12 protein-coding genes are annotated in these 15122 nt (G+C 67.5%); 5 read left to right on the plus strand and 7 right to left on the minus strand.

The window, feature by feature from the left end:
• Window positions 1-17: 17 nt before the first annotated feature.
• From kdpA to AC1DOQ_RS17465, 5 genes are all read right to left on the minus strand, one after another.
• Window positions 18-1799 (minus strand): potassium-transporting ATPase subunit KdpA, encoded by a 1782-nt coding sequence (gene kdpA, locus AC1DOQ_RS17445; RefSeq protein ID WP_477366882.1) that lies wholly within the window; start codon window positions 1797-1799, stop codon window positions 18-20.
• The gene (locus tag AC1DOQ_RS17450) at window positions 1799-1888 is read right to left on the minus strand and encodes a potassium-transporting ATPase subunit F (protein WP_442122541.1); all 90 of its coding nucleotides are present in this window, start codon (window positions 1886-1888) and stop codon (window positions 1799-1801) included. Before AC1DOQ_RS17450 ends, kdpA begins: the two co-directional genes overlap by 1 nt.
• Before the next feature lie 113 nt (window positions 1889-2001).
• The gene (locus AC1DOQ_RS17455) at window positions 2002-2748 is read right to left on the minus strand and encodes a TorF family putative porin (protein ID WP_477366886.1); all 747 of its coding nucleotides are present in this window, start codon (window positions 2746-2748) and stop codon (window positions 2002-2004) included.
• A 16-nt stretch (window positions 2749-2764) separates the two neighbouring features.
• On the minus strand, window positions 2765-3478 hold the full coding sequence (locus AC1DOQ_RS17460) for a P-loop NTPase family protein (protein WP_477366889.1): 714 nt from the start codon (window positions 3476-3478) through the stop codon (window positions 2765-2767).
• A 221-nt stretch (window positions 3479-3699) separates the two neighbouring features.
• Window positions 3700-5607: a sensor domain-containing diguanylate cyclase gene (locus AC1DOQ_RS17465; RefSeq protein WP_477366892.1), complete on the minus strand. Its 1908-nt coding sequence runs from the start codon at window positions 5605-5607 to the stop codon at window positions 3700-3702.
• Window positions 5608-5986: 379 nt separating this feature from the next.
• On the opposite strand from AC1DOQ_RS17465, the gene AC1DOQ_RS17470 reads away from it, so the two are divergent.
• The 4 genes from AC1DOQ_RS17470 to AC1DOQ_RS17485 are packed head-to-tail and all read left to right on the plus strand — an operon-like array spanning window position 5987 to window position 11029.
• A complete protein-coding gene (locus AC1DOQ_RS17470; RefSeq protein WP_477366894.1) occupies window positions 5987-6514 on the plus strand; it encodes a (2Fe-2S)-binding protein in 528 nt (175 codons plus the stop codon).
• Entirely contained in the window at window positions 6511-7527 is a 1017-nt protein-coding gene (locus AC1DOQ_RS17475) for an FAD binding domain-containing protein (protein ID WP_477366897.1), read from the plus strand. The genes AC1DOQ_RS17470 and AC1DOQ_RS17475 overlap by 4 nt, the downstream gene beginning before the upstream one ends.
• Window positions 7524-9839 (plus strand): xanthine dehydrogenase family protein molybdopterin-binding subunit, encoded by a 2316-nt coding sequence (locus tag AC1DOQ_RS17480; protein ID WP_477366900.1) that lies wholly within the window; start codon window positions 7524-7526, stop codon window positions 9837-9839. The genes AC1DOQ_RS17475 and AC1DOQ_RS17480 overlap by 4 nt, the downstream gene beginning before the upstream one ends.
• Before the next feature lie 59 nt (window positions 9840-9898).
• Window positions 9899-11029, plus strand: coding sequence for a serine hydrolase domain-containing protein (locus AC1DOQ_RS17485; protein WP_477366903.1), 1131 nt, complete (start codon window positions 9899-9901; stop codon window positions 11027-11029).
• On the opposite strand, the gene AC1DOQ_RS17490 is transcribed toward AC1DOQ_RS17485, so the two are convergent.
• Window positions 11013-11795: an MBL fold metallo-hydrolase gene (locus AC1DOQ_RS17490; protein WP_477366906.1), complete on the minus strand. Its 783-nt coding sequence runs from the start codon at window positions 11793-11795 to the stop codon at window positions 11013-11015. The genes AC1DOQ_RS17485 and AC1DOQ_RS17490 overlap by 17 nt on opposite strands.
• A 121-nt stretch (window positions 11796-11916) precedes the next feature.
• Between AC1DOQ_RS17490 and AC1DOQ_RS17495 the strand changes: the two genes are divergently transcribed.
• Window positions 11917-12894, plus strand: a complete 978-nt coding sequence (locus AC1DOQ_RS17495; RefSeq protein ID WP_477367034.1) for a GlxA family transcriptional regulator — start codon at window positions 11917-11919, stop codon at window positions 12892-12894.
• Here the strand turns inward: AC1DOQ_RS17495 and AC1DOQ_RS17500 are convergent.
• On the minus strand, window positions 12845-15046 hold the full coding sequence (locus tag AC1DOQ_RS17500; protein ID WP_477366909.1) for a TonB-dependent receptor plug domain-containing protein: 2202 nt from the start codon (window positions 15044-15046) through the stop codon (window positions 12845-12847). The two genes, AC1DOQ_RS17495 and AC1DOQ_RS17500, sit on opposite strands and share 50 nt — an antisense overlap.
• Window positions 15047-15122: the final 76 nt, after the last annotated feature.

Below are 15122 nucleotides of genomic sequence, written 5' to 3' on the forward strand. Positions count from 1 at the left end.
TCATGGGATGCTCCTGATTATTGTGCGAACAGCTGCAGGTGCTCGACGACCGGCCCGAGGGCGAGCGCCGGCACATAGTTCAATACGCCGACCAGCACCACCACGCCGACCAGCAGGCCGATGAACATCGGACCATGGGTAGGCATGGTGCCGGCCGTGGTCTGCAGGCGCTGCTTGGCCGCGAGCGAGCCGGCGATCGCCAGCACCGGTACGATTACGCCGAAACGGCCGAACCACATCGCGATCGCCAGCATCCAGTTGTAGAAGGGCGTGTTGGCGGACAAGCCGGCGAAGGCGCTGCCGTTGTTGTTGGCGGCCGAGCTGAAGGCGTACAGGATCTCCGAGAAGCCGTGCGCGCCCGGATTGGCGACACCCGCCCTGCCGTCGGCCGTCATCACGGCGATCGCCGTACCGGCCAGCACCAGCACCGGCGTGACCAGGATGGCGATCGAGGTCATCTTCATCTCGTAGGCCTGGATCTTCTTGCCCAGGTATTCCGGCGTACGGCCGATCATCAGGCCGGCGATGAACACCGCCATGATGGCGAACACCAGCATGCCGTACAGGCCGGAACCGACGCCGCCGAACACCACCTCGCCAAACTGCATCAGCATCAGCGGCACCGCGCCGCCCAGCGGTGTGAACGAGTCGTGCATCGTGTTCACCGCGCCGCAGGAAGCGGCCGTGGTGATGGCGGCGAACAGCGCGGAGGCATCGATGCCGAAGCGGGTTTCCTTGCCCTCCATATTGCCGCCCGACTGCAGGCTGCTCGCCTGCTGGTCGATGCCCAGGGCCTGCAGGGCCGGATGCGCCTGGTGCTCGGCCAGCATCACGCAGGCCGTCATGAGCACGAACAGGAAGGTCATGGCGCCCAGGATCGCCCAGCCCTGGCGGCGGTCGCCGACCAGGCGGCCGAAGGCGAAACACAGGCCGGCCGGGATCAGGAAGATCGACACCATCTCGAACAGGTTGGCCAGCGGGGTCGGGTTCTCGTAGGGGTGGGCCGAGTTGGCGTTGAAGAAGCCGCCGCCGTTCGTGCCCAGCATCTTGATTGCTTCCTGGGATGCCACCGGGCCCATCGCGATGGTCTGTGTGGCGGCGGTCAGGTTCTCAACCAGCGGCTGGCCATCGGCGCCGGTTCTCGGCTGGGAATAGCTGACCGGCTCGAGCAGCGCTACCGACTGGTAGCCGGAGAAGGTCTGGATCACGCCCTGGCCCATCAGGAACACGGAGAACACCAGCGACAGGGGCAGCAGCACGTACAGGGTGCTGCGGGTCAGGTCGACCCAGAAGTTGCCGATCGATCTGGCGGACTTCGCGGAAAAGCCGCGGATCAGGGCGAACACCACGGCGATGCCGGTGGCGGCCGAGAAGAAGTTCTGACAGGTCAGCGCCAGCATCTGCGTCAGGTAGCTCATGGTCTGCTCGCCGCCGTAGCCCTGCCAGTTGGTGTTGGCGACGAAGCTGACCGCGGTGTTGAAGGCCGAGTCCGGGCTGACGTTGCCGAGCCCCTGGGGATTCAGCGGCAACCAGGCCTGCACGCGCTGCAGGGCATAGACGGCAAGCGCACCAACGGCATTGAACACCAGCAGCGCGACGGCATAGGACTTCCAGCCCATGCCTTGCTCCGGCGCGATGCCGGCGGCGCGGTACAGGGCCGCCTCGATGCGGTGCAGCCAGCCGAAGCCGCGCACGCGTCCGCCCTCGGCCACGCGCGCCAGCAGGATCCCGAGCGGCCAGGACATGCCCAGCAGGATCAGCAGGAACGAGGCCAGCAGCGCCAGTGAATGAATGTCCATCACAGGTCCTCCGCATTGAACATGGCATACAGGAGGTACACCAGCAGGCCGCCCGACGCGAGCGCGCCGATCAGGTAAAAGAGGGTCATTTGCGCTCTCCCAGTCGAGAGCAAGCGCCAGCCATGCCCCAGGTCAGGGCAGCAAACAAGGCGATCGCGCCGATGAATACAATGTCCATGTGCACCTCGGAATGCAGGGTTGATCAAAAAATCTTGCTGACGCTGACGACCAGCGCCTTCTTGCCAAGGAACTTGCCGTTGGCAGGCGACGCGTAGGCGCTCTCGCCGGCGTTCGTGCCGACGAAGGCGACCGCCAGGGCGGCGGTGCCGAAATTCCTGGTGACGCCGAGCTTGTAGTCGGTGTAGCCGGCCTCATCATGATGGCGCACGTCCTGGCGGCCGGCGTGCAGGTTGAGCGTCAGGCTATGGCCGAGGTCAAGATTGGCGCCCAAATCGAGGTAGCCGCTGTGGCGGCTGTCGACGTAGCCGAACAGGTTGGTCAGTGACAGCGAGTACTTGGCATAGGCCGGTCCGTAACCGAGCTGGCCGTAGATCTCGGCGGTGTCGGCATCGGCGAAGCCCGGCACGTTCTTCAGCCCGTTCGACGGGTAGACGTAGCCGAGCACGCCCACGTCATAGCTGACGTCGGCGCCCAGCTGGCCACGCTTGCCGGCATACAGGTCCCACTCGACATCGCCGCTGCCGCCGGCGTCCCTGGTCCATTTGATGGTGGACAGCCAGGTGCCCGCATACAGGCCGCTCGGATTGTGCGTGTAGTCGGCGCCGCCCTGCAGGGCCGGCTGCAGGCGGGTCTGCGAGATGCCGCGGTAGCGGTAATCGGAGGCCAGCGCCGCGTTATAGGTAAAGGCATGCTCAGGCTGGGCCTCCTGGGCGTACAGCGGTGCCGACAGCGAGGCGAGGGTGGCCAGGATGAAGACGGTTTTGCTCATGGTCTGCTTTGGTTCCTTATTTTTGTAGAAGTTCGTCCGGCGCATGGGTGGGGCCGGGCGAGGGGGCCCGGCGTGATGCCGGGACCGCGGGGCCGGACTGGTAGACCTCCCCGTACAGCGCCGCCATCTCGGCGGCGCCGGTGCTGCTTTCGATATCGCTGGCGCAACGGCCGGGCGCGCCGAGGGTCCACATCAGCGCCGGCAGGTGGAGGATGGTGCAGGCCATCCCGGCCGACATCACCTGTGACGCATAGGCGCGCAGGGCGCGCAGTTCGCGCGGCGCCGGATCGTGCTCGCTGCCGGCGATGACGAACAGGACCCGCAGGCCGGGATTGAACATGCGTGCGCTGTTGAGGCGGGCGATCGGGCCGTAATGGAGGCCGACATCCGCCTGCTCGGGCGCCAGCGGCACCACGGCGACGTCGGCCATGATCAGCGCGGAGCGGCACTCGTGTCCATCGCGGCAGTCGGTGTCGATCACGACTTCCGAAAAACGTGGATACAGGCGTTCCAGCTCATCGGGCAAGCCGGAACCGCCTACGGCGTGGACGTCCAGCATTGGGGCGATGTGGCGGCGTTTGCGCTCCTCGCCCCAGTGACGGCAGGTCTGGGCGGAGGTGGCATCCAGCAGCAGGACCTTGCGGCCGCTGCGTGCCCTCAGCAGGGCAAGATTCTCTGCCACGAGTCCGCCGGCAAGCGGCGGCGCGCAGTGGGCGACGGTGACGATCATGATGCCTGCACTCCTTGCGATGTTGCGATGCAATGCAGTGTAGGCGGCGGGGTATAAAAATTTTCTAAAAAGACAGGCAGGGGCGATAAACGATGCATTTACACGATCGTCATCGTCGGCCCTTGGCTGGGCGAACAGGCATGCGCGCCACCGCTTGCGCCGGTGGCGTGTCTTGCCTCAAGGAATGGAGGGAAGGCGCGGAACGGCGCCGGGCGGTCCGCTCAGTGGCCGGCGGCGACCAGCACCGAAGCCGTGTCGCGCCCTGCCCGCTTGGACTGGTACAAGGCTTCGTCGGCGGTGTGCGCCAGCGCGGCCTGCTCCGGATGCGCGGACCAGGCGATGCCGATGCTGGTCGTGATCCGGCGCGGCTGGCCGTCGACCAGGAAGTCGGCGCGCACCGCTTCCAGCAGCTTGTCGGCGATGCGTGCGCACTCGCGCGCCGAACCGACCTGCTCGAGCACGACCACGAACTCGTCGCCGGCCAGGCGCGCCACGGTGTCGGTGCTGCGCACGGTGGCGGACAGGCGCCTGGCGAACTCGCGCAGCACGGCGTCGCCGCCGGCGTGGCCGAAGCTGTCGTTGATCTGCTTGAAATGGTCGACGTCGAGGTAGACCAGGGCCATCGGCATCGTGCTGCGGCGCGAGCGCGCGATCGCCTGCGCCAGCCTTTCCTCGTAGCTGCGGCGGTTCGGCAAGCCGGTCAGGTGGTCGGAGTGCGCCAGCGCGTGCAGCTGGCGTTCGTATTCGCGCGCGGAAGTCGCATCGGTCGACAGCACGTAGATGCCCTGCACCACGCCGTCGCGCACATGCGGCAGGTAGGTCGAACTGATCACGCGGCGGCGTCCGCGGCGCTCTTCCTCGATCTCGAGGGCCGAGGCATGGCCCTGCAGGCAGCGTTCCAGGGCCGCGCGGCGCGGCGCATAGAAGGTTTCTCCCATCGCATCGAGCACGGTCCTGCCGAGCATGTCGGCGCTCTTCACGCCGAACCATTCCTGGTAGCGCTGGTTGGCGAAACAGTAGCGCATGCCGGTGTCGATGTAGGCGATCAGGGCCGGCACGTTGTCGGCGATGGTGCGCAGGCGTTCTTCGCTTTCGATCACGCGCGAGCGTGACTCCGCCAGCTCGGTGACGTCGTTGATCGCCACCACCGCGCCCATCGCCTCGCCGTCGGCGCCTTCGAGCGCGCGGCCGCTGGCCAGAATGCGGCGCGGCGCGGCGTTGCCGTTGATGATCGTCAGCGATGCGTTGCGGACGATCTCGCCGCGCAGGGCGCGCACCAGCGGAATCCGTGAGGCCTCCAGCGGCGTCACGCCATCGTCTTCGAACAGCCCGTAGTGGCTGCTCCACTGGGCCATGGAGAGGTCGGCATCGTCGGCGCCGAACATGTCGCGCGCGGCGCGGTTGAACAGGGTCAGCCTGCCGTCGGCGCCGCAGGCGGCCACGCCGACGTCCACCGATTCGAGCACGGCGTCGAGCAGCACCTGCTTCCGGCGCAGCGCCTGCTGGGCCTTCATGCGCTGCTCGGCTTCCTGCTCCAGCAGCCGGTTCTTGGCGTGCAGTTCGCGGGTGCGGTCTTCGACGCGGCGTTCGAGCTGCACGTTCAGCTCGCGCAGCGCCAGCTGGGCGGCGTCGCGCGCGGCCACCAGCGCGCCGCTGTTCAGTTCATCCTGCACCATCTGCGCCAGGTCGCGCAGCATGCGTTTCTCACGGTCGCCGAACTCGCGCGGCTGCTGGTCGATCAGGCACAGGGTGCCGAGCGGCTGGCCGTCGACGCTGTGCACCGGCTGGCCCGCATAGAAGCGGATGAAAGGTGAACCCAGCACCAGCGGATGGTCGCGGAAGCGTTCGTCGAGGTGGGTGTCGGAGACCACCAGCAGGTCGTCGAGGGCGATGGTGTGGCTGCAGAAGGCGACCGAGCGCGGCGTCTCGCGCAGGTCGAAACCGACGCGCGACTTGAACCATTGGCGATCGGTGTCGACCAGCGAGACCAGCGCGGTCGGCACATCGAAAGCGGCGGCGGCAAGGCGGGTGAAGCGATCGAAGCGGTCTTCCTGGGGCGTGTCGAGCACGGCCAGCGCGTGCAATGCCTTGACGCGCTCCTGTTCTGCGAGTTCTTGTTGACTGAGCATGAAACGTCCTTGCCGCCACGCGGCCAAGAAAAGAACCGGCAGGGTCGAGGCCGGTGGTCGGGATGGGCGATTCTAGTCCATCAAGATCTGGCTGTGCAGCATCTTTGCAGCCATTGCCATACGGAAACCATTAGTTCGGTTTCAACATACAAGATGAATTGTATAACGAAAATATTTGAGAGAATTCAATATTTTTCTTGAATTCAAGAGTGAGAGCCGGGCTGCCGCCCTGTCCCGCGCCCCAGGCGACTTTGCCTGAAATGGCCTCTCCATGGATTTCACGGCTGCGTGGGCTCTACACAACATATTGTGTGTGTCATCTAACCGAGCTTGAACAGCCGACCTCGTAAGGTGGCGTTTCACCGACGAGAGGACGGCCATGGAACTTTACCAGCAGCATCCGATCCGCCTGCGCATCAACGGCCAGGACCGGGAATTCCAGGTCGAATCCTGGGTCACCCTGCTCGACCTGCTGCGCGAACGCGCCGGGCTGACCGGCACCAAGAAAGGTTGCGACCACGGCCAGTGCGGCGCCTGCACCGTCCTGCTGGACGGCAGGCGCGTCAACTCCTGCCTGGCCCTGGCCGTGATGCAGGACGGGCATGAGGTGACCACCGTCGAAGGCCTGGCCAGCGGCGAAGAACTGCATCCGCTGCAGCAGGCCTTCATCGACTGCGACGCCTTCCAGTGCGGCTACTGCACCCCGGGCCAGCTGTGCTCGGCCGCGGGCCTGATCGCCGAAGGCCAGGCGAAAACCATCGCCGACGTGCGCGAACTCATGAGCGGCAATGTATGCCGCTGCGGCGCCTATCCGCAGATCGTGCGCGCGGTGGCGAGCGTGCTGGAACTCGACCCCGGCGCCCTCGACGAAGGCAAGCCTTTCACGACCGGATCGGTGCTCGCATGAATCCCTTCTCCTTCACCCAGCCGAAAGACATCGACGGCGTGCTGGCGCTGCTCGCGGATGGGGCGCGTCCGATCGCCGGCGGCACCAACCTGCTCGATTTGATGAAGGAAGGTGTGATGCAGCCGTCGCGGGTCGTCGACATCAACGCGATCGCGCCTGCGGGACTCGACCGCATCGAGGAAAGCGGCGATGGCGGACTGCGGCTGGGCGCGCTGGCCCGCAATGCCGATACCGCCTATCACCCGCTGGTCCGCGCGCGCTATCCCCTGCTCTCGAGCGCGATCCTGGCCGGTGCCTCGCCACAGCTGAGGAACATGGCGACCAATGGCGGCAACCTGCTGCAGCGTACCCGCTGCGTCTATTTCTACGACGCCGGCGTCCCCTGCAACAAGCGCGAGCCCGGTACCGGCTGTCCGGCCAAGCACGGCATCAACCGCCAGCTGGCCATCCTCGGCACCAGCGAGCAGTGCATCGCCACCCACCCGTCCGACATGTGCGTGGCCCTGCGCGCGCTCGACGCCGTCGTGCACGTGCGTTCGAGCGCCGGCGAACGCGAGATCCCCTTCGGCGAGTTCCACCGCCTGCCGGGCGAGCGTCCGGAGCTGGACAGCACCTTGCAGCCGCGCGAACTGATCACCCATATCGCCCTGCCCGACGCGCAGCGCTTCGCCGCTCACTCCGCCTACATCAAGGTGCGCGAGCGCCTCTCGTATGCCTTCGCCCTGGTCTCGGTGGCGGCAGCGCTGGACCTCGACGGCGATACCATCCGCGCCGCCCGCATCGCGCTGGGCGGCGTCGCCCACAAGCCCTGGCGGGTCGAACAGGCCGAGCGTGAGCTGGAGGGCAAGCAGGCCGGCGAAGCCGCCTTCATGCTGGCCGCCGAGCGCATCCTGGATGGCGCGCGCGGCTGGGGCCAGAACGATTTCAAGCTGCCGCTGGCGAAGAACGCCATCGTGCAAGCCTTGACCACCGCCACGCGCGGCACCGAATACGCCAGGGGAGAACGAGAATGACGGATCTGATCCCGGACCTGCGCGCGCCGAGCGCGCCGGAAGGCACCGGCCGTGTGCGCAGCGGCATGCACGTCTCGCGCGTGGACGGCCGCGCCAAGGTGACGGGCGCCGCCAAGTACGCCGCAGAACACGAGGCGCCCGGCCTGGCCTATGGCGTGGTCGTCAGCGGCACCGTGGCCAGGGGCCGTATCAAGAGCATCGACAGCGCCGCCGCCGAAGCCGTGCCGGGCGTGGTCGCCGTGCTCACCCACGAGAACCGCAAGGTCAAGATGCGCGGCAACGACCTCGCCTACAAGGACATGACGGCGCCCGGCGGCTCGCCCTTCCGGCCCCTGTACAGCGACCGCATCTTCTACAGCGGCCAGCCGGTGGCGCTGGTGGTGGCCGACAGCTTCGAGGCCGCGCGCCACGCGGCCAGGCTGGTGCGCCTGACCTACGACGTCGAGGAACACGACACCGATCTGCTGGCCAATCTCGAGCGCGCCTATGAACCGCGGCCGCTGAAGGCCGGCTTCACGCCGCCGGGCTCGAAAGGCGACGCCGATGCCGCCTGGGAGTCGGCGCCGGTGAAGATCGAGGCCGAGTACTACAACGGCGTCGAGCACCACAACCCGATGGAGATGCACGCCTCCACCGTGGTCTACGGCGAGGACGGCCACCTGACCGTCTACGACAAGACCCAGAGTTCGCAGAACAGCCGCTGGTATGTCTCGCATGTGTTCGGCCTGTCGAAGGACAAGGTCACGGTGCGCAATCCCTACGTGGGCGGCGCCTTCGGCTCCGGCCTGCGCCCGCAGTACCAGCTGCCGCTGGCGGTGATGGCGGCCCTGCAGCTGAAGCGCTCGGTGCGCGTGGTGCTGACCCGCCAGCAGATGTTCAGCTTTGGCCACCGCCCCGAGACCTGGCACAGGATCAAGCTGGCCGCCGACGGCGACGGCAAGCTGACCGCCATCATCCACGACGCCATCCAGGAGACCTCGCGCCTCGAGGATTACGTCGAGGTGGTGGTCAACTGGTCCGGGCAGATGTACGCCTGCGACAACATCAAGCTGGGCTACAAGCTGGTGGCCAACGACCGCTACACGCCGATCGACATGCGCGCTCCGGGCGCCGCCCATGGCGTGCATGCCTTCGAGGTGGCGATCGACGAACTGGCCTACGCCCTGAAGATGGATCCGCTGGCCTTCCGCCTGAAGAATTACGCGGAAAAGAATCCGCTCGAAGACAAGCCGTATTCCAGCAAGGAGCTGCGCCAGTGCTATCGGCTGGGCAGCGAGCGTTTCGGCTGGCAGGACAGGCCGGTCGAGCCGCGCTCGATGCGCGACGGCGAAGAGCTCGTCGGCTGGGGCATGGCGACCGGCATGTGGGATTCGCTGGTGATGGTGGCGCGGGTCTCGGCCGTGCTGCACGCGGACGGCCGCCTGGTGGTTTCCAGCGCGGCGTCCGACATCGGCACCGGCACCTATACGGTAATGTCGATGATCGCCGCCGAAGCCATGGGCCTGCCGATGGAGAAGGTCACCTTCCAGCTGGGCGACTCGACCCTGCCGCTGGCGCCGGTGGAAGGCGGCTCCTCGCACGTGGCGACGGTCGGCTCCGGCGTCGCCGGCGCCTGCGAAAAGCTGCGGAAGGCACTGCTGAAGATGGCCCAGGCCATGCCCGACTCGATCTTCAGGAAGCTGCAGCTGCGCCAGGTGGAATTCAACGACGGCCGCCTCCACCTGCGCGGCCAGCCGGCCGACGGCGTCGATTTGCGCGAGGTGCTGGCGCATGCCGGCGTCGACCGCGTCGAGGAGAAATTCCTGATGACGCCGCAGATGCTCAAGCAGCGCAAGTATTCGCGCGCCGTGCACTCGGCCGTGTTCTGCGAGGTTCGGATCAACGAGAAGCTCGGCATCGTGCGCGTGACGCGGGTGGTGAACGCGGTCGCGGCCGGACGCATCATCAGCGCCAAGACGGCCGAGAGCCAGATCGTCGGCGGCACCGTGTGGGGCATCAGCCAGGCCCTGCACGAAGAGACCCATACCGACCACCGGCTGGGCCGCTTCATGAACCACAACTACGCCGAATACCACGTGGCCGTGAACGCCGACATCCACGACATCCAGGTCGTGTTCGCCGACGAGGACGACCGCGTGGTCAGCAAGCAGCTCGGCGCCAAGGGCGTGGGCGAGATCGGCATCGTCGGCGTGGCGGCGGCGATCTCGAATGCGATCTTCCATGCTACCGGCAAGCGTTTGCGCAGTACGCCGATGTCGCCGGATAAGCTCTTGATGGGGGATCATGAGGTGCCGGTGCGGCGTAAGCCCTGAACCGTCGGTTCGAGCGGCTGTGGCATCATCCGCATCTGCGAGTCCAACCGGAGATGCCGATGAAATGGTTCATACCGCTGTTCGCATGTCTGCTGTCCGCCTGCGCGGCCACGCCGCCCGCGCAGGCCCCATCCGATCCTGAAATCGCCCAGCTGATGCAGCGCGAAAAGCTGCACGGCCTGGCCCTGGCCGTGATCGACGATGGCCAGATACGGAGCGTACGCAGTTGGGGCTGGCGCAATGCCGAAAAGGGGCTGCCGCTGCAGCCTGATACCATCATGTACGGCGCCTCGCTGACCAAGGCCGCCTTCGCCTACATGCTGCTGCAGCTGGTCGACGAAGGAAAGCTCGACCTCGACGCCCCGCTCGAGCGCCTGCTGCCGAAGCCCCTGCCCGACTACCGGGAACCCGACGACTACGCCGACCTCGCCCGCGACGAGCGCTGGCGCAAGCTCACGCCGCGCATCCTGCTGACCCACTCGGCCGGCTTCGCCAACTTCCGCTGGCTGGAGCCGGACAAGAAGCTGCGCTTCCACTTCGAGCCGGGCAGCCGCTATGCCTATTCCGGCGAGGGCCTGTATATCCTCCAGCTGATCGTCGAACAGGGCCTGAAGCTGGACACCGGCGCGGAAATGCAGCGCCGCGTGTTCGACCGCTTCGGCATGCGCAACACCAGCATGAAGTGGCGCCCCGACTTTGCCGCCAACCTGGCCGACGGCTACGACGAGAACGGCAAGATGGCGCCGCACGACGAACGCAGCCGGGTGCGCGCGGCCGGTTCGATGGACACCACCATCGAAGACCAGGCGAAGCTGTGGGCCGGCATCGTGCGCGGCGACGGCCTGAGCCCGGCCTCGCGCGCGGCCATGGTGAAGGGCTGGCTGCCGATCGTGTCGAGGCACCAGTTCCCGACGCTGGAGGAAAAAACGGCCAGCTGGCCGCAGCAGCTGGCGGCCGGCCTCGGCGTGGTCGGCTTCCGGGACCGCAGCGGCGGAACCGGCTGGTTCAAGGGCGGCCACAACGAGATCACCGCGAACATGGTGATCTGCCTGGACGCCAGGCGCCGCTGCGTGGTGATGTTGTCGAACGACGTGCGCGCCGAGCGCATCTACCCCGAGCTGGCGCGGCGCGTGCTGGGCGAGAACGACATGCCGTGGGCCTGGGAATACAACTTCACGCCGCCGCACTGAAGGCGCACACCTCGCCATCCTCGGGCACCAGCACGCGCGCACGCAAGCCCTTCTCGTCGAGGAAATCGCGCAGCGCCGCGCGCGACAGCACGCAGTGGTTAACGGCTTCCAGGTGGCTGGCGACGATGGTGGCTTGCGGCGCCGCCTGCGCCACCTTCGCCAGGTCGTGCTGGTCCATGATGATGGCGCCGAGGCCCGGCACCTGGGCGTCGCCGCAGTTCAGCACCACGACGTCCGGGCGGTGGGCGGCCAGGCTGTCCTCGACGTGGCGGTTCCAGACCGTGTCGCCGGCCAGGTACAGGGTCGGTTCATCCGGATGGCGGAACACCACCCCGCTCACCTCCCCCATGCGTTCGCCGATCGCGGCCATCACCCGGTCGCTGCCGTGCTGGCCGCCGGTCCTGTGCAGGACGATATCGCCGAACGCCGCGCCGTCAGCGAACACGCGCACGTCCTCGAAACCGTCGGCGCGGAGCTGCCCGGCATCACGCGCGTTCTGGGCAAAGATGGGCAGGCCGCGCGGGACCAGGCGGCGCGCGGCATCGTCCCAGTGGTCGGCGTGCAGGTGGGTGACGACGACGGCGTCCACGTCCAGCAGTTCGCTCAGCGGAACCGGCAGGCCGACCAGGGGATTGGCGAGGTGGCTGTTGGCGGTGCCCGCAAAGCCCGGGTAGGCGCCCTGTTCCGCGAGCAGGGGATCGACCAGCAGGCGCTTGCCGGCGTATTCGATGACGAGGGTAGCGTTGCGGATCTGTTGGACTTGCATGTCGGCTCCTGAAGTAAGTGAACAAGTGAAAGCAAGAGCATTGTGCTGGCCAGCTATCGAGCCTGACAGTGGCCCGCAAGCCGATATCCGATAGAATCGGGCCATGACAACTTCCAAGCCCATCCAGGTTGCCGTCATCGCCTTCGACGGCATGACGCCCTTCCACCTGTCGGTTCCCTGCCTTGTGTTCGGCAGCAGCCTGGGGGCGCAGGCGGCGTTCTCGCTGCGTGTCTGCGGACTGGACGGCGACACCCTCGGCACCAGCGCCGGCTTCGGCATCCGTCCCAGCCACGGGCTCGATGGCCTGGACGCCGCCGACATCGTCGTGATGCCGGCCTGGCACGACGACTGCCGCCCCGCCCCGCCGGCCCTGCTGGACGCGCTGCGCCGGGCGCATGCGCGCGGCGCCTGCGTGGTGGCGCTCTGCCTGGGCGCCTTCCCGGTGGCCGAGGCCGGCCTGCTGGACGGGCGCACCGCGGCCACGCACTGGGCCGCCGCGGACGCGCTGGCCCGCCTTTATCCGAAAGTGAAGGTGGATCCGGAGGTGCTCTACGTCGACGAGGACGAGGTCCTGACCTCGGCCGGCGTCGCGGCCGGGATCGACTGCTGCCTGCACCTGCTGCGCCGCCTGTGCGGGGCCGAGGCGGCGAATGCGGTGGCGCGCCGGCTGGTGGTGGCGCCGCATCGCCAGGGCGGCCAGGCCCAGTTCATCGAACGGCCCTTGCCCGTGTCGCCCAGCGACGGCAGGCTGTCGCGGGTGCTCGACTGGGTCAGCCGCCACCTGGACGCCCAGCACGACCTCGACGCCCTGGCCGCGCGTGCCGCGATGAGCCGGCGTAACTTCACGCGCCACTTCCGCCAGGCCACCGGCATGTCCTTCAAACAGTGGCTGCTGGAGCAGCGCCTGGCCCACGCGCGCAGCCTGCTGGAGGGCAGCGATGCCACGATCGAGATAGTGGCGCAGCGCGCGGGCTTCGGTTCCGCCCTCTCGCTGCGCCAGCATTTCCGGAGCGCGCTGCAGACATCCCCGGCGGCCTACCGCCGCCAGTTCAGAACTTCGTCTCGAGCATCGCCCGCACCTGCAGCACCGTCGGCGTGATCGTGGTGTCGGTCAGGCGGCTGCCGTCCGCGCTTACATAGGTCGACGCGCTGACGTTATCCTGGCGCAGGGTATTCGCCAGCGACATCCGCACCTGGGTCTTGGGCGTGAACTTCCACACGCCGTACAGGTCCAGCGAGCGCTTCACGCCGGCATAGGCATACTGGTTCTGCGAGATGCGCACCGGGCCGCCGTTCTGGAAGCTCAGGCTGCCGCCGAAGGTGGCCGGCAGGCCGTCGAATTTATAGTCGAAGCCGAACGTGCCGGAGAGCGGCGTCTGCTGGTCCAGGCGGTTGTTCGGGCCCGGCACCATCGACAGGCTGGACCAGCTGCGCGTGACGTTGGCGCGCAGGTCCAGCGCCGGCCAGCCCGGGAACATCTGGCGCAGCGGCAGCTTGGCTTCGAGTTCGATGCCGCGGGTATTGGCGGCGCCGTCGTTGACCGGCATCGACACCCACAGGCCGTCGATGAAGAACACGCGCGAGTGGGTGATGTCGTCGATGTGGCGCACATAGGTGCTGGCCGACAGCAGTCCGCCGCCCGGCAGGTAGTGTTCGTAGGCCAGGTCCAGGCCCCAGGCCAGTTCCGGCTTCAGCTCCGGGTTGCCCATCGTGTCCGGCGTGGTCGGGCTGTTGTTCGAGGCGATGCCGCGGCGCGGCACCAGCTGCGCCACGTTGGGCGCCTTGTAGGTGCGCGTGATGCCGGCGCGGATCTGGTCGTTCTTCGAGCCCGGGATCTTGTACAGGGTCTGGAACAGCGGGCTGAAGACGCTCGAACGGTTGTCGATCGCGGCGTAGCTGTTGCCTTCGCTCTTGATCTGGATGCCTTCCCAGCGCAGGCCGAAGTACACCGACCATTGCTGGGTCACGCTCCACTCGTCCTGGGCGAACAGGGCCAGGCGGCGCACGGTGGCGTCGAAGCTCTCGTCGCGGTTGACGATCGGCGCGCCGACCGTCGTCGTTTCATGCTGCAGGCGGGTCTCGTTGCGCAGGCTGTAGGCGCCGTCCCAGCCGACCGCGATCGCATGGCCCTGGCCCACCGGACGCGAATACTTGCCGGTGCTGCTCCAGCCCTTGTCGCTGAAATCGCTGTCGATGTCGCGGTCGAGCGCCAGCACATCGTTCGGGTAGTACTGCAGCTGTCCCACGCCGCTGTCGCGGTGCGCGTAGTTGACGCCGAACTTGGCGTCGATCTTGGCGCCCTCGGGCAGGCGCTTGGTCCACGACAGGTCGCTGCGCAGCATTTCCATCTTGTTCTGGGCATCGGTGGCGGTGGCCACGTAGCGCGGCGGCGCGCCCAGCGAGGTCACCACGGTTTCGGGCGCGTCGCCGCGCGAACGGGCGAGGTTGATGAAGTTCTGCGAGGTGATCACTTCGCCGGCGCCGAGATTCCAGTTGATCCGCGGCGACAGGCCGATCGCCAGCAGGCGGCCGCGGTTGCCATCCCAGGCGACGCGGTGCAGGACTTCGCGCCCGGCCGCGTCATGGCCTTCGGTGACGATGTGCGAAGGACGGTCCTGGCGGCCGTACAGCACGTTGCCGCTCATCGCATACGACATCTTGCCGCTCTTGTCCGACAGCTGGAAGGTCGAGACCGCGCCGTAGGCGCCGTTCTCCGCCTGCACGCCGGTCTTCAGTTCGCGCTGCGCGGTCTGGACCTGGCGCTTGAGGACGATGTTGATGCCGCCGGCGATCGCCTGGGTGCTGTACTCGGCGGTGGCGGCGCGCATGATCTCGATGCGCTCGACCATCTCCGGCGACACCTGGTCCAGCGAGAAGCCCGGCGGCGCCGGCTCGCCGTTCAGCAGGATCTGGGTGTAGCCGCTGCCCAGGCCGCGCATGCGGACGTCGCCGCCGCGGCCCTGTACGCCGCCCACGGTAATGCCGGGCAAGCGCTTCAGCACTTCGCCGAGGGTGGTGTCGCCGTGGCGCAGGATTTCTTCCTGGTTGACGACGATCTTGGTGGCGGTATCGTCGCGGCGGGCGTCGTAGGCGGCAGCCTGGCCCTTGACCTCGACCTGCTGCACCGGGGCCGGCTTGTCAGCGGGTTTGGCGGTGCTGGCCTGGCCGGCGGCGTAGGCGCTGAACATGCCGAAGATGGCGGGCGATGCGAGGAGCAGGCGGACGAGGTGCTGGGTGTTCTGGCGTGACATGGTTTTTGTTGTTAGCGATGAGCTGTTGATCGAGCCCGCATCATGCCGTCCAGTACGTACAGCCGACAGGCCGATG

Source organism: Massilia sp. 01N417 (assembly GCF_056399645.1).